Below are 22,187 nucleotides of genomic sequence, written 5' to 3' on the forward strand. Positions count from 1 at the left end.
TTCTATGGGGAAAAGTAGTTTTTTTGTGTCCCCGTAGCGATGTAACCACAAAACCAAGTTCTTTACTATGAATTGAAATACACAAGCCCTAGGTATATCGCCTAGGGCTTTTTTAGATTTTATGGACAAAAGGTGATGATCAAGTGAGAACGAATGAAGAATGGATGGATCTTGCGCTCAATCTCGCAGAAGCTACTATAGGTCAAACTAGTCCAAATCCTTCAGTTGGAGCGGTAGTCGTGAAAAATGGCGAATTGCTCGGTGTCGGTACCCATTTAAAAGCTGGTGAGGCACATGCAGAAGTTCATGCCATTGCTCAAGCAGGTGAGAAGGCAAAAGGAGCGGATGTCTATGTTACGCTGGAACCTTGTGCTCACTACGGTAAAACGCCGCCATGTGCAGAACTCTTAGTGAAAAGCGAAGTAAAGAAGGTCTATATTGCATGCCTTGATCCAAACCCTAAAGTAGCAGGAAAAGGTATAGAAATTTTGCAAAATGCTGGTATCGAAGTAGAAATAGGTGTTCAACAACAGCGAGCCTTAAGAATAAACCAACACTTTTTTCATTACTTAGAAAAAAAACGCCCTTTCGTTACCTTGAAGGCAGCGACTACCTTGGATGGTAAAACTGCTACTGCTACAGGTGATAGTAAATGGATCACGTCGACAGAAGCTAGAGAAGATGTTCATAAAGAACGACATAAACATGATGCGATTCTAGTGGGACGACAAACGGTGGAGAAAGATAACCCGAGTTTAACAACGCGTCTGTCCCAAGGCGGAAAAAATCCGATTCGCATTATTTTAGATACCAATTTATCACTGACAGGCGATCTTCATATATTTGAGACTGTTTCACCAACTTGGATGGTATGTGGTAATCAAGCAGATAAAGCACAATTTACAACAAAGTATCCACATATCAAAGTGATTCAACTGCCTACTGAAAAAATAAGACTAACCGATTTAATGGAAGTGTTAGCAGAAGAGAAGGTGCAATCCCTCTATGTAGAAGGTGGTGCTACTATACATCAAGCTTTTCTGGAAGAAAGATTATTTGATGAATGCCATTGGTATATTGCACCAAAACTATTAGGAGGTCAGGATGCCAGATCCGTGATTGGAGGAACATCCCCTCAAGAGATGAAAGATGCACAGCTATTGCGATTCATCCATATCCAACAAATTGGACCGGATCTTAAGCTAATCGCAAAACCAAAGGAGGAGTCTTGATGTTTACTGGTATTGTAGAAGAAAAAGGGAAAATAGTATCCATTACCCAGCATAACCAAGCTTTACAGTTAAAAATACAAGGTAAAAAGGTAACAGAAGATGTATCACTTGGTGACAGTATTTCTGTCAACGGTGTTTGTTTGACGGTAACCAAATTTGATTCAGATTGGTTTACCGTTGATGTGATTCCAGAAACGTTTCGTGGTTCATCGCTATCGAAACTATCTGCACAATCTGTTGTGAACCTAGAGCGTGCGATGCATGCGAATGGCAGGTTTGGTGGTCATTTTGTCTCCGGTCATGTAGACAGTGTGGGAACGATTGAACGAACATGGCAGGAAGATAACGCTAAGTATTATTACATTTCCGTACCTGAAACACGTTATATAACATTAAAAGGTTCGATTGCAGTGGATGGTACATCGCTTACTGTTTTTGGAGTGGATGAGAAGGGATTCACCATTTCCCTCATACCTGAAACACAAACAGCCACTGTTCTTGGTGCGAAGAATCAAGGAGATATCGTCAATGTTGAATTTGATATGTTAGCAAAATATATGGAACGTCTCCTGCAAACATCTAATCAAACAACAGGTATTACAGAAGAGAAATTACAGCAATTTGGATTTTAAGGAGGTGCCGCGATGAAACACTCAGTAGAAGCAGTGATAGAAGCATTGAAAAAAGGAGAAATCGTCATCGTTGTGGATGATGAAGATCGTGAGAACGAGGGTGATTTTATTGCCCTAGCAGAACACACGACTTCACAAGTGATTAATTTTATGGCGAAGGAAGGCCGTGGATTGATCTGTGCACCGATGACAAAAAGCTATGCGGATCGTTTTCAGTTAGGAGAAATGGTGACACGAAATACCGATGATCACGGTACTAATTTTACCGTCAGCATTGATTATCATACAACACATACTGGAATTAGTGCACAAGAGCGTGCCTTAACGATTCAAAAATTAGTTGATGCGACGACAACAGCACAGGATTTTAATCGTCCCGGTCATGTTTTTCCGTTAATTGGTAAAACTGCTGGAGTACTAGAACGAACAGGACACACGGAAGCAGCGATTGATCTAGCTCGTTTAGCAAATTCAGAGCCAGTGGCTGTTATTTGTGAAATAATGAATGAAGACGGAACAATGGCGCGCCAGCCTGATTTGGAAAAAATCGCAGAAAAGCATGAAATGCCAATGATCACGATTCAAGAATTAATCCAATACCGTAAACGTTATGACCAATTGATTGTAAAGGAAACGGAAATCAATTTACCAACTGCATATGGTGACTTTAAACTTGTTGCCTATACAGAAAAATACACTGGTCAAGAGCATGTGGCATTATTTAAAGGTGAACTAAATCCTGATGAACCGACACTAGTTCGAGTTCATTCCGAATGTCTAACAGGAGATGCATTCGGTTCAGAACGCTGTGATTGTGGGCCACAATTAGAAAAAGCATTAGAGGAAATCCAAAAAGCTGGTCGAGGTGTGCTTGTCTATATGCGCCAAGAAGGCCGTGGGATTGGTTTAATAAACAAAATGAAAGCATACAAACTTCAGGAAGAAGGCTATGACACGGTTGAAGCTAATCACCAGTTAGGTTTTCCAGATGACTTAAGAGACTATGCAATTAGTGTCCAAATTTTGAGGGATTTGGGAGTTGGGAAGCTTCATTTACTAACGAACAATCCACGCAAGCTTTCAAGCATGGAAGAGTATGGTCTGGAATTAGTAGGAAGAAAAGCAATAGAGATTCCGGCCAATATAAATAATGAGAGATATTTACAAACAAAAGTAGAAAAATTAGATCATTTACTGCATGTAAAAGGTAATCAAGATGGAGGAGGAATTTAATATGGCAAAAACATTCGAAGGAAATCTAGTAGGTACAGGTTTAAAAGTTGGAATTGTCGTAGGGAGATTTAATGAATTTATTACAGGTAAACTGTTAAGTGGTGCAGAAGATGCTTTTCGTCGTCACGGTGTTGCAGAAGACGATGTCGATGTAGCATGGGTGCCAGGAGCATTTGAAATCCCATTAGTAGCGAAAAAAATGGCCGAATCAGGAAAATATGATGCGGTTGTAACATTAGGTACTGTTATCCGTGGTTCTACGCCACACTTTGATTATGTTAGCAATGAAGTATCAAAAGGTGTAGCAAGTGTTTCTATGGATGCTGGTATTCCAGTGATTTTCGGTGTTTTAACAACAGACACGATCGAGCAAGCAATCGAACGTGCTGGTACTAAAGCAGGAAACAAAGGAGCAGAAGCGGCAATATCTGCGATCGAAATGGCCAATTTATTAAAAGATATCGGATAATATAACAAGTGGCGGTTAAAATTGAAAACCGCCACTTTTTTAGTTTTTTATGTTTAACTTGTTTTAAATTTCTTGACGGTATTGGATAACGACAAGCTCTGCTCCTTCATCGTTGTAATCCGTTGAGCAATATCACCGATAGATGCATCACTCTCTTTCATCTGTTGATTAATTATCGCCAATTTATTACGCATCATTTGAAAACTATGCTTTTGTTCTTGTTTACTTGCCATCATTTCTGAAGTATCTTTGCTCATTACTTCCAGATTATCTGTGAAATGATCTATCACATGATAAATTTCATTAACTTTACTATTAATACGATTGAATTTCTCTGGTATATAAGCTAACTCTTCTAATAAATCATGCAATTTAGTAGAAAAAGTGGAAAATTCACTCTGACCTTGTTGTATCGTATCAACAGTTCCAGTTATGATTGATTGAATCTCAACGGTGGATTGTTTAGATTGCTCTGCCAGCTTTCTTATTTCATCGGCCACGACAGCAAACCCTTTTCCATATTCTCCTGCATGAGCTGCTTCGATTCCCGCATTTAGAGCCAATAAGTTTATTTGTTCTGCGATATCTTTAATTACTTTCATCACTGAATTACTTTGATTTGAAAAATGTTGAATTTGTTCATTTTGCTCTTGATACCTTTGCATGGTGTCATTGACATCTTGATTCATTCCGGTGATATCACTCACTGTCGATTGTACGGATGTCATTTCTTCTGTTAAGGTCGCAACATTTTCACTTACTTGTTCAACAGAAGAAAAGAACTGTTGAATCGTGGCAATTACTTCATTTTCTCTTTCCAACTCCCTTTCCAAACGTTGATCCGACTCTACAAACACTTGATGGGTATCTTCGATAGTATCAACTTGTTCTTTACTGTTTTCTCGCAAACGCTCTGTCTTTTGAATTAAATCCTCTGCGGAATGTTCAACATAGCTAGAAGCATCCTTCACTTGCTTAACTAATTGATCCAGTTTTTTAATTACCTGATTAAAAGCGATATTTAATTCATATGTATCTTCACCAGGTTCTACTTTTATCGTACTCGTTAAGTCCCCGGCCGAGTTAGCAATTTCCTTCATTGAATGGATCGTATCAACCATTGCAATAGATGCCCCATGTTCACTAACATTCAGTCCGGCAAGTTCTTCTTCTTTTTCTGGACGAATTTTCATAAATAGCCCAATACCTTTATAAATAAGATAGCCAAGTGCAAAGGCCCATAAAAAGGCAACTGCTACTCCAATAAATTGGATGAAAATTTGTTCTAAGCGCGTTTCTGCAGGTAGTAACGACATAGTACCGAATAAACCCACTGCTAAGGTGCCCCAAGCACCACACACACCATGAACAGATACCGCACCAATAGCATCATCTATTTTCCAAACTTTTTCGATAAAAATTAAAGAAAATACGACGATAATTCCTCCGATTGCACCAGCTAGGAGCGCCATAAGCGGTGTGAAGACGGCAACTCCTGCAGTTACCGACACTAAACCAGCTAAGACACCATTAAGAATATCTTCTACTTTAGGTTGTGAGGAGATTATCCAGCTAGTGATCATCGCGAGTAATCCACCTGCAGCAGCTGCTAAATGAGTGTTTAGGGCAATTAGTGCAATCGATGTGTCACCAATTGTGGTGGAACCAGCATTAAAACCAAACCAGCCCAACCATAAAATAAACACACCAATGGCTGCGAGTACAACATTAGAGGGTTTTAAGCTGTAGACTTTTCCATCTTTATATTTACCTATTCGTGGACCTACTACTAATGCAGCAGCTAGTGCCACCCAGCCTCCAATGGAATGGACAACAGTAGACCCTGCAAAATCAACAAAACCGATATTTTCTAACCAACCAGCTTGATCAGGGTTGAGTAGACTACCCCATGCCCAATGACCAAAGATTGGATAAATAATTAATACAATAAAAAATGTGCCGGCTAAGTACACACCGAATTTTACTCTTTCCGCAATAGCACCAGAAACAATCGTTGCTGCTGTTCCGGCAAATACAATTTGGAAGAATAAAAAGGCCCAATTCCATGGATCATCTTCTAAGCTCTGGAAGAAAAAGAGACTTGAACCAATCCATCCATGTGCAGAATCACCAAACATGATGGCGAATCCGAATAAAGAAAATACCATTGTCGCAATTAATAAGTCACTGACATTTTTTATCGCAACATTTATCGAGTTTTTTGCACGGACAAGTCCTGCTTCTAAGGCAGTAAATCCAGCCTGCATAAAAAATACTAGAATAGAAGCTAAAACAATCCAAACAAAATCAAGGTGAAGCTGAATCGTATCCATATGTGTCATCCTTTTCTATAAGGGTTACTAGATATAAGCTGTATATTTTCATTGGTGTATAATAAACATGAGTAAATAATACTATTGGAATAGAAACAATGTCATGTTCATAGTTAGATAATCTTACAAACATTCTTATTATCTGACATAAAAAATGAGGTATGTGAGGGTTTATTGCGAAAAGGGGTATAAAACTAAGAAGAAGTGACAGTTTAATGAAACTGTCACTTCTCATTATGAGTGAAGTAGTTCTTTTATATCATTCTCGATTTCTTTCGGTTCAGTCTTCGGCGCATAGCGTTTTACGACATTTCCATTCTCATCAATCAAGAATTTTGTGAAATTCCATTTAATTTGATCTGAGATTATTCCTGGTGCTTCCTTAGTTAGATGCTGAAAAAGAGGGTGCGTATTTTTGCCTCGTACATCAATTTTGGCAAGCATCGGGAAGCTAACACCATAATTGAGACGACAATATTCTGCCGCTTCTTCACTCGAGCCAGGCTCTTGATTCATAAACTGGTTGCAAGGGAAACCTAAAATTTCTAATCCGTCATCCTTATATTTATTATACAATTCTTGTAGTCCATCAAACTGGGGAGTAAAGCCACATTTACTAGCGGTATTTACAACAATCATCGCTTTTGCCTTATAATCGTTAACTGTTTTTTCTTCACCTTTAACTGTTTCAATTGTAAAATCAAACAATGCCAATTAAATCGCCTCCTACATAAAAGGATAGCATATTAAGCTGGTAACTACGAGGAACAGCTTGTTTCAACGACGAAAAAAGTATAAAAAAAATCACGAGGATTAAGACCCTCGTGATTTGATTATGATTCTTGCATCACACCATCTTCTTCGGCAATGCGATCCAATCTTGCTTGAATTTCTTCTTCAGAAAGGTTGTGTTCTTTCACATATAGGTTGCGAGGGTGAACACGGCATTCGTGCGTACATCCACGCATATATTTATGTTCATTTTCTTCTGAACAGAGAATTTGTTTATTACATTCAGGATTTGCGCAATTTGCGTAACGTTCACAAGGTTCACCATCAAAGTAATCATGACCAACCACAACGTGTTCTTTACGGTTTACCGGAACAGAGATACGTTCATCAAATACGTATAGCTGTCCGTCCCATAGTTCACCTTGTACTTCCGGATCTTTTCCGTATGTGACAATGCCACCGTGGAGTTGCCCGACATCATCAAATCCTTTTTCTTTCATCCAACCACCGAATTTCTCGCAACGAATTCCGCCAGTACAATACATGAGAATTTTTTTACCTTCTAATTTTTCACGATTATTTTCTATCCATTCAGGTAAGTCACGGAAAGTCTCGATATCAGGATTAATAGCACCACGAAAATGGCCTAGTTCATATTCATAATCATTTCTTGTATCTAGAATAACAGTGTTTTCATCTTGCATTGCTTCATAAAACGCTTTAGGATCCAAAAAGTCAGCATTTTTTTCGCGTGGGTCAACATCTTCTTCACCTAAGCGAAGTGTTACTAACTCTGGACGATGACGACAATGCATTTTCTTAAAGGCATGTCCATCCGCTTCATCGACTTTGAACATCATGTCACTGAATTTTGGATCATTATGCATGGCTTCCATATACTTATTAGTTTGTTCTACAGTTCCAGAAACGGTACCATTAATACCTTCTTCCGCTACAAGAATTCGACCTTTTAATCCTAAGTCTTTACAGAATTGCAAGTGTTCTTGTGCAAATGTTTCTGGGTCTTCAATCGTAACAAACTTATAATACAACAATACTTGATACTTTTCTTTGTTCTCCATGTTTCTACCACCTATCAATTCATATTTGCAAGATATAAATGTTTTTAGGTTGGTTTGTACTTTTATAATCTTGCAAGACAATATTTTATCACGTTTTTCTTTACTAAACAATCCCGGTTTATTCAAGTGTAGTATATGTGCAACTGTTGACACCATTCATAAAAACTTAACAAGTAAGAATAGCTTTTGATTTTTCTCTCTTTAGGTTGTGCTAAGGAACAGGCAAGTGGTCCGAGTTTACCAACTACTATAATCGATTATTATTGCAAGCTTTTCTATCATAGTTAACGAACCTGTACCCCTATCGATAACGCGACAGTTCCAAATACGGATACAACCTCAAACAGTACCGCAAGGCATGGCTGGTCATCTGTGAGATGTAATATAAAGATATCTAAAAAAGTAAAAAAGATAGCCATGGCTGATATTACTAATCCTCTTAGAATGAATGATTTGAAATTTATTAAAGAAGGCAGCATAAGTATGCCTTTGCTTATTCATATTTCAATTTATGTTAAAAATGAATAAAACAAAAGGATAATCTATTCACTCATCCTTTTGTTTCTTTTGCCATAAGAAAAACTCTACTTCTTTTTTTAGCTGTTTTTTCAATTCCTTCTTTTCTTCTTCGGTTAGGGAGTCTAGATCATAGCCGAATAAGCCGTCTAATGGCTCATTTATTTCAATTTTGTTATTTGAAATTTCCTTTTGATAATCCGTTCTACCTAAAAGATAATCCGTACTGACATCTAGTATGTTTGCTATTTCTTTTAACACTTCATTAGAAGGCGAACTATAGCCGGTCTCATAATTTGAAATTGTTTGCTTCTTAGTATGTAGTTTGGAAGCAAGTTCCTCTTGTGTTAATTTTTTATTCCTTCTTGCACTCCTTAATCTTTGCGCCAACATTGGAGCACGTCCCTTCTAAAAAAGTTCAAGATTATTGTACTACATAATAATTATAATCGGAATATTAAAAACAATAAGTCCAAGAAAATCATATAATTATATTGACATCCAACCAAATTGGACTTATAATTAATGGCGTATACAAATATCTTGGACATTCAGAGGAGGATTAAATGAAAAATTTCAATTTAATCAATGCTAGAAAACAGAAAAACTTGACTCAAGAACAACTAGCAAAAAAGTTGGGTTATCGGGGGAAGCAGGCAGTGGCTAATTGGGAAAGTGGTTATTCATCGCCACCACTAGAAAAAGCGCTGTTGGTTGCAAAAATTCTAGATAAAGAGATATCTTTTTTATTTAATGATAAAGTCCAAGAAAATCATACAAACAAAAAACCATAAATATTTTTAAGTAGGTAATTTTTTAAACAAACGGGCCGCTCGACTAATCTTAAATGTTCATCTTTGAAATTTATTCTAGTATTAGTTTACAAGAAAAGAATGAAAAAACAAAGGAGGCGCAAGGATTATTGAAATTAGGATGAAAGCGGATCTGCAAGCCGCAAAAGATTGTAGGATTGTCTATATATTGTTGTAAACGAAGATAACTAGTACTTAAAAGGAACTTCGCATTGCTTGTACTATAGAACACTTCAAAAGATTATAAGTATGGAATTTGAGAGCATTTACTTAAGTGAATTATTACATGTACGATCTTTACATATACTAAGGAGGCTAGGAAATGAGTATCGAATTTGATTATAAAAACAATGATAGATCAGATGTTGAAAAACGATCATTTGTTTGTTTAATGGATTTGATCGAGAGGTTAGTCATAATTGTAGATAATGATTATGGACGGTTTAGTGATGAACAAGTTAAGTCAGCCATAGAATATTTAAAAGTGATAGAAAAGAGTTTAAGCCCTGTATTAAAAACAAGAAAAGCTGAGTAGGAGATAACCATTACTCAGCTTCTCTATCATAGCCCAAAGTTAACTTCGCTCGTAACTTAAAAGTCATGAACAAAATATATTTCGTTTATATTAAGGATGTGTCTCACATTTCGGTAATTGACTTAGCAAAAAGAGTAGCTATCAACAATAATATAAGCCTTTGTTGAATTTCTAGTCATAATTGATTTTACCGAATACAATAGTAAGTATTACATATTATCCTTCAAACCATTTGATCAATGCTTGTGTTCCGCGATCCTCCAACCCCTTTTCGGCTAGCTCTTCATACAACTGTAATGATAATGTTAATCCAGGTGTTTCTAACCCCATTTTCTTCGCGTTTGCTAAGGCAATTTTCATATCCTTAATAAAATGTTTGATATAAAAACCAGGATCACTGTCCCCTTTGATCATCCGTGGTGCCAAATTAGACAGAGACCAACTGCCTGCTGCACCAGTTGAGATGCTTTTTAAAACGCGGACTGGATCAAGCCCAGCTTTTTTGGCATACATAATTGCTTCGGATACACCGATCATATTGGATGCTATCGTAATTTGATTTGCCATTTTCGTATGCTGCCCAGCTCCAGCAGGCCCTTGTAAGACAATATTTTCACCCAGTTTTTCGAAAATGGGAAGCATTGCTTCAAAATCCTCTTCCTTGCCGCCAGCCATGATAGTCAGTTTACCACTTTTAGCACCGATATCACCACCGGATACAGGTGCATCCAAACTATGCAAATCCTTCTTTTCAGCTGCTTGAAAAATTGTTTCGGCAAGAACAGGATCAGAGGTAGTCATATCGATTAAATAAGCTCCAGGTTGTGCATGTGCAATAACGCCATTTTCATCAAGATAAATGGCTTCAACATCGTGAGGGTACCCAACGATCGAAATGATGACGTTTACCTTTTGGGATAGAGAAGCAATTGATTCTTCCCAGACTGCCCCGGCGTCCAGCAGTTCTTGTGCTTTCGTTTTTGTTCGCGTGAAAAGGTGTACTTCATATCCAGCGTCGATTAAATGTTTTGCCATGCTTTTCCCCATTACACCAGTACCAATAAATCCGATTGTTGTTGTCATATTTCTCCTCCTTTTTTCTTTTACTTTATCAAAAATCAGGTGATTATCCCAATAGTTTAAGGATACTCTCCTGCACGTTCATTATGAAAGATAGAAAAACCCCTAGCATTAAAGCTTAGGGGCAATGGTATTACATATCATTTTGTTCATTTAAAACTAATGTTGCAGTTTGGAGGTTTCCTTCACGATAGAAGGTTACCGTTACTTCTTCACCAACTTCTGTTTCACTGTATAGATATTTCTTTAAGTCTAACATTGATTCAATTTCTTTATCGTTAAGTTTTGTCACGACATCATATTGTTGTAGGCCGGCTTCTTCTGCTGGTGAACTTGGCTCAACCTGTGCGACGACAACACCTTTTTCTACACTTTCATCTAATTGTAAAGTTTCCTGAATATGACGTTGTGGGACAGTTGAGAGATCAATAGCACTGATTCCGATAAATGGACGTTCGACCTCATTTCCTGTTTCAAGCTGTTCAACAATTGGCTTCGCATCATTAATAGGGATCGCAAAACCAATTCCTTCTACAGTAGATTGGGCAATTTTCATAGAGTTAATACCAATCACTTGTCCATTCGTATTGATTAAGGCTCCGCCACTGTTACCAGGATTAATGGCTGCATCTGTTTGAATAACGTTTGTTGTCCAGTCTGGTTGACCGTCACTATTTAAGTCGACATCAACCGCTCGATCCAAGCCACTGATGATTCCTTGTGTTACAGACCCGGCAAATTCTTGACCGAGTGGGTTACCGATAGCAATTGCTGTGTCACCTACAGCTAATTCATCGGAAGATCCTAACTCTGCAACGGTTGAAACTTGATCACTAGGGATGCGTAGTACAGCTAAATCGGTTAACGCATCTGTTCCCATTACATTTGCTGCAACATGTTCACCATTTGTGAGAATCACTTCTACTTCTTGAGCACCTTCCACAACGTGATTATTTGTAACGACGTAGGCATATTCGTCATCTTTCTTGTAAATCACACCTGATCCTGTGCCAGCTGCGTCAGATTCTTCCCAAAGGCTGATCTGTTGAATGTTGGAAACACCAACTACTGCATCGGATACTTTTTCTACGGCACTGCCAATTGAGTTAGAGGATTGATTGGCAAGGTTAGTTGTTGGCACAGCTTCTTCTGATGACGTTTGTTCGGTTTGTTCATTTTGATTGTTGTCTTCAGAAGGAGTAGCTTGTTCATCATTGATTATATTAAGGAAAATTCCGCCAGTAAATAGTGCTGCAATAATTCCCCCCGCAACTCCACTCATTAACATAGCTAATGTGTTTTTCTCTTTTTTGCCTTTTTTACTTTGTTCTGTTGTTTGTTCTTGATTGAGTTCTTCACTCATTTATTTATTCACCCTTTCGTAGGAATTTTAATGTAACTTCTATTATTATCATACCCATTATATACGGCATGTTAATGGGATAATTGTATAAAAAATGTGTAAAAGGAATAATTTATCGCTCGTTGCTTAATTTTTCTGCGTAAATATGCGAAAATAAGAGCAAGCAAATTGGGGTATAATGGGGAGAGGTGAGCAATATGAATCAACACATCTATATAGTAGAAGATGATGCGAATATTAGAGATATAGTGAAAGCCTATTTAATAAAGGAAGGATTTCAAGTAACACTACTGGAGAATGCAGAAGATGCTTGGCAGCGTGCTCAAAGTGAACAACCTGATATGTGGATTCTTGATATTATGTTACCAGGAATGGATGGCTATGAATTATGTAAAAAAATCCGTCAAGTCAGTGAAGTACCGATAATTATCATTTCGGCAAAAGATGAGGAAGTAGATAAAATCCTCGGTTTGGAACTTGGTAGTGACGATTATTTAACGAAGCCGTTTAGTCCGCGAGAATTAGTAGCGAGAGTCAAACGTTTATTTAAAAGAGCAGAAGCGTTGCCAATACAGCAATCTAACTCAACAGCAGTTATAGAATTAGGAGAATTGGAGATCGATAAAGCAGCACGAATTGTACAGTGGAAACATCAAGAAATTGACGTCACATCCAAAGAGTTTGCGATGTTAGAGATCTTTGCTCAAAAACCAAACCGTGCTTTCTCAAGGGAAGAATTACTTACACTGGTTTGGGGTGATGATTACTTCGGGAGTGATCGGGCAGTGGATGATTTAGTGAAAAGATTAAGAAAAAAACTAGATAGTTTACCAATTGAAACCGTTTGGGGATATGGGTATCGCCTAGAATATGATGAGGGCCAAAAATGAAACTGCAATATCAATTAACAATTGCTTTTACAACCTTACTAGTGGTCATTATGACGGTTACTGGTATTATGATTTACTCGCAAATGCTCCAAATGTTAATTAAGGACGAGCAACGCCAGTTAGAGGACAAAGGGGAATTAATCGTCAATTTCATATTGTCGGAAGATCTCAATAATACGACAAACGTACAACGGTTATTGCAAATGCTCGAGCAATATAATTTGCAAGTTTTTGCGTATGATGAAGCAAGTGAAAGGATCGTGTTTTCCTCGATTCCCAATATGAATACAATTGAATCGTGGGTTCAGGAATATGATCTTGACAGTAGGACACAGCCTTTATGGCAGGGAAAAAATGATAATTATGTGGTATCGATTATTCCGATTTTGTCACCGTTGTCCACTCAACACTTAGTATTACTTACACCGTTAGATGATTTGCAGGACGTACAGAGAAGCTTGATGAATCGTTTATTTTTGATTTTCCTGATTGGAATTGCGGTAGCTGTTTTGCTTAGCCATTATTTGACAACAAAACTTGTCACACCATTAACGAAACTAAAGCATCAGTTAAAAAAAATTGAAAAACGTAAATTTGATGAGATGGAAGAAGTAAAAGCAACGGGAGAAATTAAAGAGGTCGAGCAAAGTGTTGTTGAAATGGCAAATGAGTTAAACAGTTTTATTCAGTCACAGCACCACTTTTTCCAAAATGCCAGCCATGAACTTAAAACACCATTAATGACGATTCAAGGTTATGCAGAAGGTATTCGTGATGGAATATTTGAGGGAGAAGAAGCTAGACGTGGTCTGCAAGTGATGGTAGAAGAAATTAAACGTCTGAAAAAAATAATTAACGAAATTATTTTACTAGCTAAACTGGATAGTGAAGCAGATATCTATCGACCAGAAAGGGTAAATAGTAAAATATTTATGGAACAAATTATGGAAAGAGCAATTCCGATCGCTAACGAAAAACATATTCAAGTTAAACAAAATCAAGTCGATGAAGTGGAAGTTATGTTTGATGCAGAAAAAATGTTACAAGCTGTGATGAATATCATTACCAATGCGATTCGACATGCGGATACACAGGTGAAAGTGACGGGGTTTACCGAAAATAAACAATTTAAAATCCAAATTACGGATGATGGCGAAGGAATTGATGATGAATTATTGAAGAAGTTATTTCATCGTTTTGTCAAAGGTGAGAGTGGAGAGACAGGTCTTGGCTTAGCGATTGCACGGGCAATTGTCGAGCGGTCAGGAGGATCAATTAAAGCAGAAAACGCGCCGTATGGTGGGGCAAGATTTACGATTATCTTTACGGAATTTGAAAAAAATAATGATTATTGATAACAATTCCTGACTATTATGATATACTAGGTAAGTTGTAATACGATGAACGCATCTTTAAGAGGAGAGAATAAAATGACGCAATTGAGAGAAGAACTTCGCAACATTGCGATTATTGCCCATGTTGACCATGGCAAAACGACGTTAGTTGACCAGTTACTCCGTTACTCAGGAACCTTTCGTGAAAATGAGCAAGTGGAAGAACGTGCAATGGATTCCAACGATATTGAAAAAGAACGTGGAATCACGATTTTAGCGAAAAATACTGCGATTAATTATAATGATACACGCATTAATATATTGGATACACCAGGACACGCTGACTTCGGTGGAGAAGTAGAGCGTATCATGAAAATGGTGGACGGGGTATTACTTGTGGTGGATGCTTATGAAGGGTGTATGCCACAGACCCGTTTTGTATTAAAAAAAGCATTGGAACAAAAATTGCAGCCGGTCGTTGTACTAAACAAAATCGATAGACCAAATGCACGTCCGGACGAAGTTGTCGATGAAGTATTAGATTTGTTTATTGAACTCGGTGCTGATGATGATCAATTAGAATTTCCAGTTGTTTATGCTTCTGCGTTAAATGGTACATCCAGTTATCCAGATGAAGAGCAACAGGAAACGATGGAGCCAATTTTTGAAACGATCTTAGAAAAAATTCCTGCACCTGTTAATAATGCGGATGAGCCTCTGCAATTCCAGATCACGATGCTTGATTACAATGACTACTTAGGACGTATCGGTGTCGGTCGTGTGTTCCGTGGTTCAATTAAAGTTGGACAGCAAGTATCACTTATGAAGACAGATGGTTCAGTAAAAAACTTCCGTGTTACTAAATTATTTGGATTTATTGGTTTGAAGCGAATCGAAATTCAAGAAGCAACAGCCGGAGATATTATTGCGGTTGCTGGTATGGAGGATATTAACGTAGGTGAAACGGTTTGTCCTACTGAACATCAGGAAGCATTGCCGATTTTACGTATTGACGAACCGACATTACAAATGACATTTGTTGTCAATAACAGTCCTTTTGCTGGTAGAGAAGGTAAATATATTACCTCTCGTCAAATCGAAGAACGTCTGTTGTCACAATTAGAGACAGATGTAAGTTTACGTGTTGACCCAACCGATTCACCAGATGCATGGACGGTATCAGGTCGTGGGGAGCTACACTTATCTATATTAGTAGAAAACATGCGTCGTGAAGGTTATGAATTACAGCTTTCTAAGCCAGAAGTTATTATTAAAGAAATGGATGGCGTAAAATGTGAACCTATTGAACGTGTTCAAATTGATGTACCGGAGGATTATACGGGACCGGTTATGGAGTCTCTCGGTGCTCGTAAAGGTGAAATGCTGGATATGGTGAATCACGGGACTGGACAAGTTCGTATGGAATTTAAAGTGCCATCTCGTGGATTAATCGGTTATGCTACAGAATTTATGACACAAACACGTGGATATGGTATTATCAACCATACATTTGAAGAATATGCTCCACTTGTTAAAGGACAGGTAGGTGGCCGTCGTGAAGGTGTGCTAGTAGCATTAGAAAATGGTAAAGCATCTACGTACGGTATCATGAACCTGGAAGACCGTGGTGTCATTTTTGTTGAGCCAGGTACAGAAGTATATGCAGGAATGATCGTTGGCGAACATAACCGTGAGAATGACCTAACGGTAAATATCACCAAAGAAAAACACTTAACCAACGTACGTTCTGCTACGAAAGATCAAACAGCAACTATTCGTAAAACACGTAAAATGTCATTAGAAGAAGCAATTCAATACTTGAATGACGATGAATATTGTGAGGTTACTCCAGAAACAGTTCGTTTACGTAAGAAGATTTTAAACAAAAACGAACGTGAAAAAGCAGCGAAGAAAAAAGGTTAATGCATAAGCAAGAAAAACCCGTTTTGATAGCGAAAGATTATCAAAACGGGTTTTCGTTTATACCAAAAATGTTGGACAAGATTTATAAACTGCGAAATAACTGGTCATGGATTTGCTCTCTGCCATTTTTCCCTTGGACAGTGATGACAAACCGCTCCGGCAGAATACTTCGTTGGGAGAAGTGCAACATTTACTCAAACCAAAATTACTTTCGTATTGTTTTCTATGCCGACGTTCAAAACCACATAAGGAAATATCCCCGGAAGCGCCATTTTGTTCCAAGGAAAAAGCTTTCTCTTCCGGGGATGATCAGCTATATCCAGGGAAGAGAAGGAAATATCCCCGGAAGCGCCATCCTGTTCCGAGGAAAAAGCTTTCTCTTCCGGGGATAATCGGCTATATCCAGGGTAGAGAAGTGGGCAGCCGGAGTGGTAGTGATTATCGTTATATATTTCAAAATTATGTCTTAGATGACCGCACATCTGATTTCCTTGCTACTTCAAACAGAATTTTCACAACTTTGCAGGTTGTATCTACTATCAATTAATTGGCTTGCGAAAGGGTGTATCTATTGTGGTAGGTTTTTTAACTTAGATATTGGGGTATATTTTAAGTAATGGAATCCAAGAAAAGAGGGGATGTCATGCGTTTTTTTAGACGCTTCAAATTTCTATTTAAATTCCGTAAATCGTTTCCTTTCTTTAAGGAATTCTACTTATCCAAAGAAGTAAAAGTGACTGCAAAGTTAGCATCACTTATCCTCATCATAGGTTATATCATTTTCCCGTTTGATGTAATACCCGATTATTTGTTAGTGCTCGGTTTATTTGATGATGTTATGGTTGCGACATTGATTCTTCAGCAAATGGTCAAGATGGCGCCTGATAGTTTACGTAAAAAATACGATATAGAGAGTAAATAACTCTCTATATCTCTCTTCTCATCGCTTTTAACACATCAATTTGTGTAGCTCGTTTGGCAGGCTTTAAGCCAGAAAGAACCGTTACAATTAAACAGATTACAGCTGCAATAAGAATCAATGAAGGAGGAATACTGGAAAATTGGAAGCCTTCAGGTAACTCCTGCTCAAAGGCAGATTCAATGATCCATGGTAATCCAATGTTTAAGAGAATGCTAATTACAAAAGCTACTACGGTACCGATAAATGCCCCAATTAGACCGATATAACTACTTTCAAGCAAAAAGATCTGCTTAATTTTTTTCGGGTGGGCCCCAATTGCTTTCATAATGCCAATATCAGAAGTTCTTTCGGTAACGGCCATTGTCATCGTATTATATATACCAATCGATGCAATTATGATGGCAATCGTTCCAATAAAAATCAGCCCGGCTTTTGCGATCGTAAAAAAGGTATTTAAGTAGTCTAGTTCGCTCGCTGCAGAATATACTAAGTAATTCTCTTCCGTTAAATACTCCGAAATCTCTTGAACTTCTTCCAACGAATTAGCATATCCATAGACTTTATCATAACCAGTAACTTCTTCCTCAGCATCAGGATAGTTAGGATCAATTATGGCTCCTCTAGATGTTTCCGTGAATGATTCTATTTCAGTTAAAACATCCTCCGATATATATACTTGTCTATCTTGCATCCAATCTCTAGCAGGTGGTTCTACGATACCAGTAATGGTTAAGGTAATTTCATGTTCTTTCGTTTCATCATCTACATTTTGTTCAACTACCATATCCACCTCTTTACCAATAAGTGATTCCTCATATTTAAATTCTTCTTTCATCATTCCATCTTCATCATAAACCTCTTCATCAACTGGAAGATCATCAGGATAAAGGTTTTCGATAAAATGGGGACCAACTACTACTTCGTATGGGTCTTCCGGTAAATCACCTTCTTTTAGCTCCATACCTGCTTTTAGTTCTGATGGGAAGTGGGAGACGACTGTTTCTACGCTTCCACTGTAATCCTCGATGTTAAACTGAGGTGTTTGTCTTAATGAAAGTTGTCTGGTGACGGCTTTCATACTGTCTACCTTTTCAAGCTCTGTTATTTCCTCATCTGTAATTGGTGCAATGTCGTTATCTTTTTCGAGCCCAGATATTTCAATTTTAGTCACAGATCGATCTCGAATGATATCGTCGATAAAGGTTGTATGTAAACCAAAACCAACAGAAGCTAAAACAATTAAAAACGCGACCCCCATTGCAGTTGCCAATATCGTCATGAATATTCTTGACTTACTCCGTTTCATATTTCTGCGGACAAACCGCCATTGATCTTTAAAAGTCATGCACTAACTTCCTCCTTTACAATTTCACCGTCATGAATATGGATCTGTTTCGAAGCAATTTGAGCAACCTCCTCGTCGTGTGTAATCATTAAAAAGGTAATGCCTAAGTCCCTATTTAATCCGGTAATCAAATCTAAGATTTCTTGTTCGGTTTCACTGTCTAAACTACCTGTTGGTTCATCAGCAAGAATAATAGGTGGTTCTATTACGAGTGTTCGAGCAATACTTACGCGTTGCTGCTGACCACCAGACAATTCGCTGGGATAATGATGATGGTAATTGGAGAGACCGACTTTTTCTAATGTTTCTTCGGTCTTTTCTTTTCTTTCTTTAACTGACAGCCCTTTTAAGACTAGTGGTAGTTCTACATTTTCGAATGCGGTCATACTAGGGATCAATTGAAAATTCTGAAAGATAAAACCGATATTATCTAATCGGAAGTCTGCATATTCTCCTTCGTTTAATTTAGTTACATTCAACTCCTTAATCCATACTGACCCGCTAGTTGGTTTCATAAATCCGCCGATAATGTTGAGTAAGGTCGATTTACCAGAACCACTTTTTCCTGTTATCGCCAGAATCTCCCCTTTATCTACAGAAAACGAAATATTTTTTAAGACTGGAAGTGCAGTTTCGTTCTGTTTTTTTCCTAATAAAAATGTATGGTTGATGTCTTTTACATCTATCATTTTTTAACCTCCTTTTTTCCCTTCACTAGTAACTGACGAATGAAAATCATTGATTACTTCATTTTATTAACATTAAATTTTATCTTTTTATGTTAAAATAAGGTGAGTCTTCTTGGAGGAGTTTTCATATGAAGTATGCTAGTACCATTTGTTTGTTATTGTTTTTATTTGTTACGGGTTGTACAGGAAATGAAGAATATCAGGGTCAGTTTCACCATATCGATAAAAAAGAAAGATCTTCAAAAGAATCTGATATCAGTTTTGCGAAGAGTGAAATAGATATCGCTGCGATTGGAGATTTGCTGATTCATGAACGAGTTTATAATGATGCATGGAATGGTGAAAAATATGATTTTTTGTCGATGATCAAACCTGTGCAGGATTATTTAAAGGCGCCAGATATTACAATGGCTAATCAGGAAACGATTATGGGAGGAGAAGAAATTGGTTTATCCGACTATCCGCAATTTAACAGCCCTTTTGATTTAGGAGATGATTTGAAAGCAGTTGGTGTCGATATTGTAACGATGGCCAATAATCATACACTGGATAGAGGGGAAGAAGCGATTCGCAATGCGATTGCGTATTATGAGGAGATTAACATGCATTATACAGGAAGCTTCAAAAGTGAGGAAGACCAACAGACATTACGAGTTTTAGATACAGAAGAGGGTATTTCGGTAGCTTTCTTAAGTTATACATACGGTACGAACGGCATACCGATTCCAGATGGGAAGGATTATTTAGTTAATTTAATAGATCGTAAGCAAATTGAGAAAGATGTTTCCGAAGCTGAGGAGTTAGCGGACGTTACAATAGTAAGTTATCATTTTGGTCAAGAATATCAGCGCCTGCCAAATCAGGAGCAGAAGGATTTAGCACAATTTGCAGCAGATCTTGGGGTAGATGTCGTGATTGGTCATCATCCACATGTCCTGCAGCCAATCGATTGGTTGCAAGGTAAAGATGGTAACCAAACGTTGGTAGCTTATTCGTTAGGAAATTTTCTTTCAGGTCAATATGAACTATACAGAAAAATCGGCGGGATTTTACAATTTTCGATTACAAAGGATGGATCAAATGTAAAGGTACATTCTCCCTCCTTTTTACCGACTTTTGTTCAGTTTGATCTCATTGATGAAACCATAACAGATTTGCAAGTATTACCGTTAAAGAATGTCTCAGACCAACAGTTGCCTGCTGCATCAGATCATTTATCAGAGATAAAAGAGCATCTCTCACAAAATATCGAGGATCTTGAGTTTATAGAATGAGGAGAATGAGAAATGGAATGGCGAAATATTTATCGTGGCATGTTAATGGGAGCAAGTGATGTTGTTCCAGGTGTTAGTGGTGGTACGATTGCTGTTGTATTAGGTATTTACGACCGATTAATAGCAGCGGTGAATGGTTTTTTTAGTAAGGATTTCAAGAAACATCTTATGTTTTTAATTCCACTTGGTGTAGGTGTTTTGACAGCTATTTTCTTATTGGCTGGATTAATTGAGTGGTTGTTTGAACATTATCCAAAACAAACACAATTTGCTTTTTTAGGGTTAATTATCGGTGTATTGCCCTTTTTATTTCAAAAATCGAATGCCAAAAAGAACTTTAAGGGGAACCATATCTTATTGATATTGGTTGGTGCTTGTATAGTTGGTTCTATGGCTTTCTTTCAAACAGGTGATCCAGAGGTAGTTACGCACTTTGAACCTTCTACTTATATTTGGTTGTTCGCTTCAGGATTTATAGCGAGCGCGGCTATGATTTTACCAGGGATTAGTGGTTCCTTTCTTTTATACGTAATCGGCTCCTATACAACGATTATCAGCGCAATAAAAAATTTAGATGTCGTTGTTATTTTCACAGTCGGAGTTGGAATTATATTAGGAATTGTACTGATGAGTAAAGTCATTCATTATTTTTTAGCGTCATTTCCAACTGCAACTTACGCTATTGTGATTGGTATGGTGATCGGATCTGTATTTGTTATTTTCCCAGGATGGCCAGTTAGCGTTATTTCGACAGTGATGTGTATTATTACCTTTGCAGGTGGCCTTCTATTCGCCTATTTACTAGGTCGAGTGGAGTATCGCTAAACAGAATAGTTGCTTTCAAATTATGTTCGTGCTAGTTTTTATTAAAGTACCAGTTGAAAAAGGAGAATGCATAATGGAAGCTATTCAATCAGTAGAACAGTTTAATAAAATTATTGCTTCAGAAGATCCGGTTATTATTAAATTTTATGCCGACTGGTGTCCTGACTGTAAGCGTATGGATATGTTTATCGGTGATATTTTAGAACAATACAATAACTATGATTGGTATGAAGTGAATAGCGACGGGGTGCAAGGATTAGCAGGAAAATATGAAGTAATGGGTATCCCAAGCTTACTTATTTTCCAAAACGGAGAAAAACTAGCACATCGCCACAGTGCCTACACTAAAACACCAGATGATGTATTAGAGTTCTTACAAGAAGAGCTAGCCTAAGAGACAGTCTCAGCACTGTCTCTTTTTTTATCTGCAAATGGTTCATAAGATTTATAAACTACGAAGTAACTTGACATGGATTTGCTCTCGTCCATTCTGCATTTTGATGAGTGCTGCCATACGCTCTGGCAGAATACTTCGTTGAGAACAAGTGCAACCTCTATTCGAACAAAAATTACTTTCGTAGTGTTTTCTATGTCGTCGTGCAATCCCCTCGGAAGCGCCGTCCTGTTCCGAGGAAAAAGTCATCTCTTCCGGGGATAAACAATTATATCCAGGGAAGGGAAGGAGATATCCCCGGAAGCGCCACCCTGTTCCGAGGAAAAAGTCATCTCTTCCGGGGATAAACGATTATATCCAGGGAAGGGAAGGAGATATCCCCGGAAGCGCCGCCCTGTTCCGAGGAAAAAGTCATCTCTTCCGGGGATAAACAATTATATCCAGGAAAAGGAATTGGGTAGCCGGAGTGGTAGTTATCATCACTATTTATTTCAAAATTATGTCTTAGGTGATTGCACATCTCATTACCAAGCTACTTCGAACAAACAGAACTTCCATTACTTCGCAGTATG

At 37.8% G+C, this 22,187-nt stretch carries 22 protein-coding genes; 14 read left to right on the plus strand and 8 right to left on the minus strand.

Going from position 1 to position 22,187, the window contains the following annotated elements; genetic code table 11:
- The first annotated feature begins 143 nt into the window (after nucleotides 1-143).
- The 4 genes from ribD to ribH are packed head-to-tail and all read left to right on the plus strand — an operon-like array spanning nucleotide 144 to nucleotide 3,566.
- The gene (gene ribD / locus J5J03_RS02940) at nucleotides 144-1,232 is read left to right on the plus strand and encodes a bifunctional diaminohydroxyphosphoribosylaminopyrimidine deaminase/5-amino-6-(5-phosphoribosylamino)uracil reductase RibD (protein ID WP_331460413.1); all 1,089 of its coding nucleotides are present in this window, start codon (nucleotides 144-146) and stop codon (nucleotides 1,230-1,232) included.
- Complete coding sequence (gene ribE / locus J5J03_RS02945; protein ID WP_208586021.1) at nucleotides 1,232-1,864, plus strand: riboflavin synthase; 633 nt, start codon at nucleotides 1,232-1,234, stop codon at nucleotides 1,862-1,864. Before ribD ends, ribE begins: the two co-directional genes overlap by 1 nt.
- 12 nt (nucleotides 1,865-1,876) lie before the next feature.
- Entirely contained in the window at nucleotides 1,877-3,097 is a 1,221-nt protein-coding gene (locus J5J03_RS02950; RefSeq protein ID WP_208586022.1) for a bifunctional 3,4-dihydroxy-2-butanone-4-phosphate synthase/GTP cyclohydrolase II, read from the plus strand.
- 1 nt (nucleotide 3,098) lies between these two features.
- Complete coding sequence (gene ribH, locus J5J03_RS02955; protein WP_208586023.1) at nucleotides 3,099-3,566, plus strand: 6,7-dimethyl-8-ribityllumazine synthase; 468 nt, start codon at nucleotides 3,099-3,101, stop codon at nucleotides 3,564-3,566.
- A gap of 53 nt (nucleotides 3,567-3,619) precedes the next feature.
- On the opposite strand, the gene amt is transcribed toward ribH, so the two are convergent.
- The 4 genes from amt to J5J03_RS02980 form a co-directional block, all read right to left on the minus strand.
- Nucleotides 3,620-5,899, minus strand: coding sequence for an ammonium transporter (gene amt / locus J5J03_RS02960; RefSeq protein ID WP_208586024.1), 2,280 nt, complete (start codon nucleotides 5,897-5,899; stop codon nucleotides 3,620-3,622).
- 234 nt (nucleotides 5,900-6,133) lie between these two features.
- Entirely contained in the window at nucleotides 6,134-6,613 is a 480-nt protein-coding gene (locus J5J03_RS02965) for a glutathione peroxidase (protein ID WP_208586025.1), read from the minus strand.
- A gap of 119 nt (nucleotides 6,614-6,732) precedes the next feature.
- A complete protein-coding gene (gene trhO, locus J5J03_RS02970) occupies nucleotides 6,733-7,713 on the minus strand; it encodes an oxygen-dependent tRNA uridine(34) hydroxylase TrhO (RefSeq protein ID WP_208586026.1) in 981 nt (326 codons plus the stop codon).
- A 546-nt stretch (nucleotides 7,714-8,259) separates the two neighbouring features.
- Complete coding sequence (locus J5J03_RS02980) at nucleotides 8,260-8,622, minus strand: helix-turn-helix domain-containing protein (protein WP_208586028.1); 363 nt, start codon at nucleotides 8,620-8,622, stop codon at nucleotides 8,260-8,262.
- A 173-nt stretch (nucleotides 8,623-8,795) separates the two neighbouring features.
- Between J5J03_RS02980 and J5J03_RS02985 the strand changes: the two genes are divergently transcribed.
- Both J5J03_RS02985 and J5J03_RS02990 read left to right on the plus strand, forming a co-directional pair.
- Nucleotides 8,796-9,023 carry a helix-turn-helix transcriptional regulator gene (locus J5J03_RS02985; protein ID WP_208586029.1) on the plus strand — a complete coding sequence of 76 codons (228 nt, stop codon included), beginning with the start codon at nucleotides 8,796-8,798 and terminating at the stop codon, nucleotides 9,021-9,023.
- Between the two features lie 340 nt (nucleotides 9,024-9,363).
- Nucleotides 9,364-9,576 carry a hypothetical protein gene (locus tag J5J03_RS02990; RefSeq protein WP_208586030.1) on the plus strand — a complete coding sequence of 71 codons (213 nt, stop codon included), beginning with the start codon at nucleotides 9,364-9,366 and terminating at the stop codon, nucleotides 9,574-9,576.
- Between the two features lie 216 nt (nucleotides 9,577-9,792).
- Here J5J03_RS02990 and J5J03_RS02995 read toward each other — a convergent pair whose 3' ends face one another.
- Both J5J03_RS02995 and J5J03_RS03000 read right to left on the minus strand, forming a co-directional pair.
- A complete protein-coding gene (locus tag J5J03_RS02995; protein WP_331460416.1) occupies nucleotides 9,793-10,695 on the minus strand; it encodes an NAD(P)-dependent oxidoreductase in 903 nt (300 codons plus the stop codon).
- 94 nt (nucleotides 10,696-10,789) lie between these two features.
- Nucleotides 10,790-12,019, minus strand: a complete 1,230-nt coding sequence (locus J5J03_RS03000; RefSeq protein WP_208586032.1) for a S1C family serine protease — start codon at nucleotides 12,017-12,019, stop codon at nucleotides 10,790-10,792.
- Between the two features lie 197 nt (nucleotides 12,020-12,216).
- On the opposite strand from J5J03_RS03000, the gene J5J03_RS03005 reads away from it, so the two are divergent.
- From J5J03_RS03005 to J5J03_RS03025, 5 genes are all read left to right on the plus strand, one after another.
- Nucleotides 12,217-12,909 carry a response regulator transcription factor gene (locus J5J03_RS03005; RefSeq protein WP_208586033.1) on the plus strand — a complete coding sequence of 231 codons (693 nt, stop codon included), beginning with the start codon at nucleotides 12,217-12,219 and terminating at the stop codon, nucleotides 12,907-12,909.
- Nucleotides 12,906-14,264: a sensor histidine kinase gene (locus J5J03_RS03010; protein ID WP_208586034.1), complete on the plus strand. Its 1,359-nt coding sequence runs from the start codon at nucleotides 12,906-12,908 to the stop codon at nucleotides 14,262-14,264. Before J5J03_RS03005 ends, J5J03_RS03010 begins: the two co-directional genes overlap by 4 nt.
- A gap of 75 nt (nucleotides 14,265-14,339) precedes the next feature.
- A complete protein-coding gene (gene typA, locus J5J03_RS03015) occupies nucleotides 14,340-16,166 on the plus strand; it encodes a translational GTPase TypA (RefSeq protein WP_208586035.1) in 1,827 nt (608 codons plus the stop codon).
- Entirely contained in the window at nucleotides 16,166-16,558 is a 393-nt protein-coding gene (locus J5J03_RS03020) for a hypothetical protein (protein WP_208586036.1), read from the plus strand. The genes typA and J5J03_RS03020 overlap by 1 nt, the downstream gene beginning before the upstream one ends.
- A gap of 251 nt (nucleotides 16,559-16,809) precedes the next feature.
- A complete protein-coding gene (locus J5J03_RS03025; protein ID WP_153835987.1) occupies nucleotides 16,810-17,088 on the plus strand; it encodes a YkvA family protein in 279 nt (92 codons plus the stop codon).
- A gap of 4 nt (nucleotides 17,089-17,092) precedes the next feature.
- Here the strand turns inward: J5J03_RS03025 and J5J03_RS03030 are convergent, their stop codons facing one another.
- Nucleotides 17,093-18,433 carry an ABC transporter permease gene (locus J5J03_RS03030; RefSeq protein ID WP_208586037.1) on the minus strand — a complete coding sequence of 447 codons (1,341 nt, stop codon included), beginning with the start codon at nucleotides 18,431-18,433 and terminating at the stop codon, nucleotides 17,093-17,095.
- A complete protein-coding gene (locus J5J03_RS03035) occupies nucleotides 18,430-19,122 on the minus strand; it encodes an ABC transporter ATP-binding protein (protein ID WP_208586038.1) in 693 nt (230 codons plus the stop codon). The genes J5J03_RS03030 and J5J03_RS03035 overlap by 4 nt, the downstream gene beginning before the upstream one ends.
- Before the next feature lie 128 nt (nucleotides 19,123-19,250).
- Between J5J03_RS03035 and J5J03_RS03040 the strand changes: the two genes are divergently transcribed.
- The 3 genes from J5J03_RS03040 to J5J03_RS03050 all read left to right on the plus strand — a co-directional run bounded on the left by J5J03_RS03040 (nucleotide 19,251) and on the right by J5J03_RS03050 (nucleotide 21,615).
- On the plus strand, nucleotides 19,251-20,396 hold the full coding sequence (locus J5J03_RS03040) for a CapA family protein (RefSeq protein WP_208586039.1): 1,146 nt from the start codon (nucleotides 19,251-19,253) through the stop codon (nucleotides 20,394-20,396).
- A gap of 12 nt (nucleotides 20,397-20,408) precedes the next feature.
- Nucleotides 20,409-21,221, plus strand: coding sequence for a DUF368 domain-containing protein (locus J5J03_RS03045; RefSeq protein ID WP_208586040.1), 813 nt, complete (start codon nucleotides 20,409-20,411; stop codon nucleotides 21,219-21,221).
- Nucleotides 21,222-21,294: 73 nt separating this feature from the next.
- A complete protein-coding gene (locus J5J03_RS03050; RefSeq protein WP_208586041.1) occupies nucleotides 21,295-21,615 on the plus strand; it encodes a thioredoxin family protein in 321 nt (106 codons plus the stop codon).
- Nucleotides 21,616-22,187: the final 572 nt, after the last annotated feature.

This window comes from Gracilibacillus suaedae (assembly GCF_017599345.1).
Lineage (GTDB): Bacteria > Bacillota > Bacilli > Bacillales > Amphibacillaceae > Gracilibacillus > Gracilibacillus suaedae.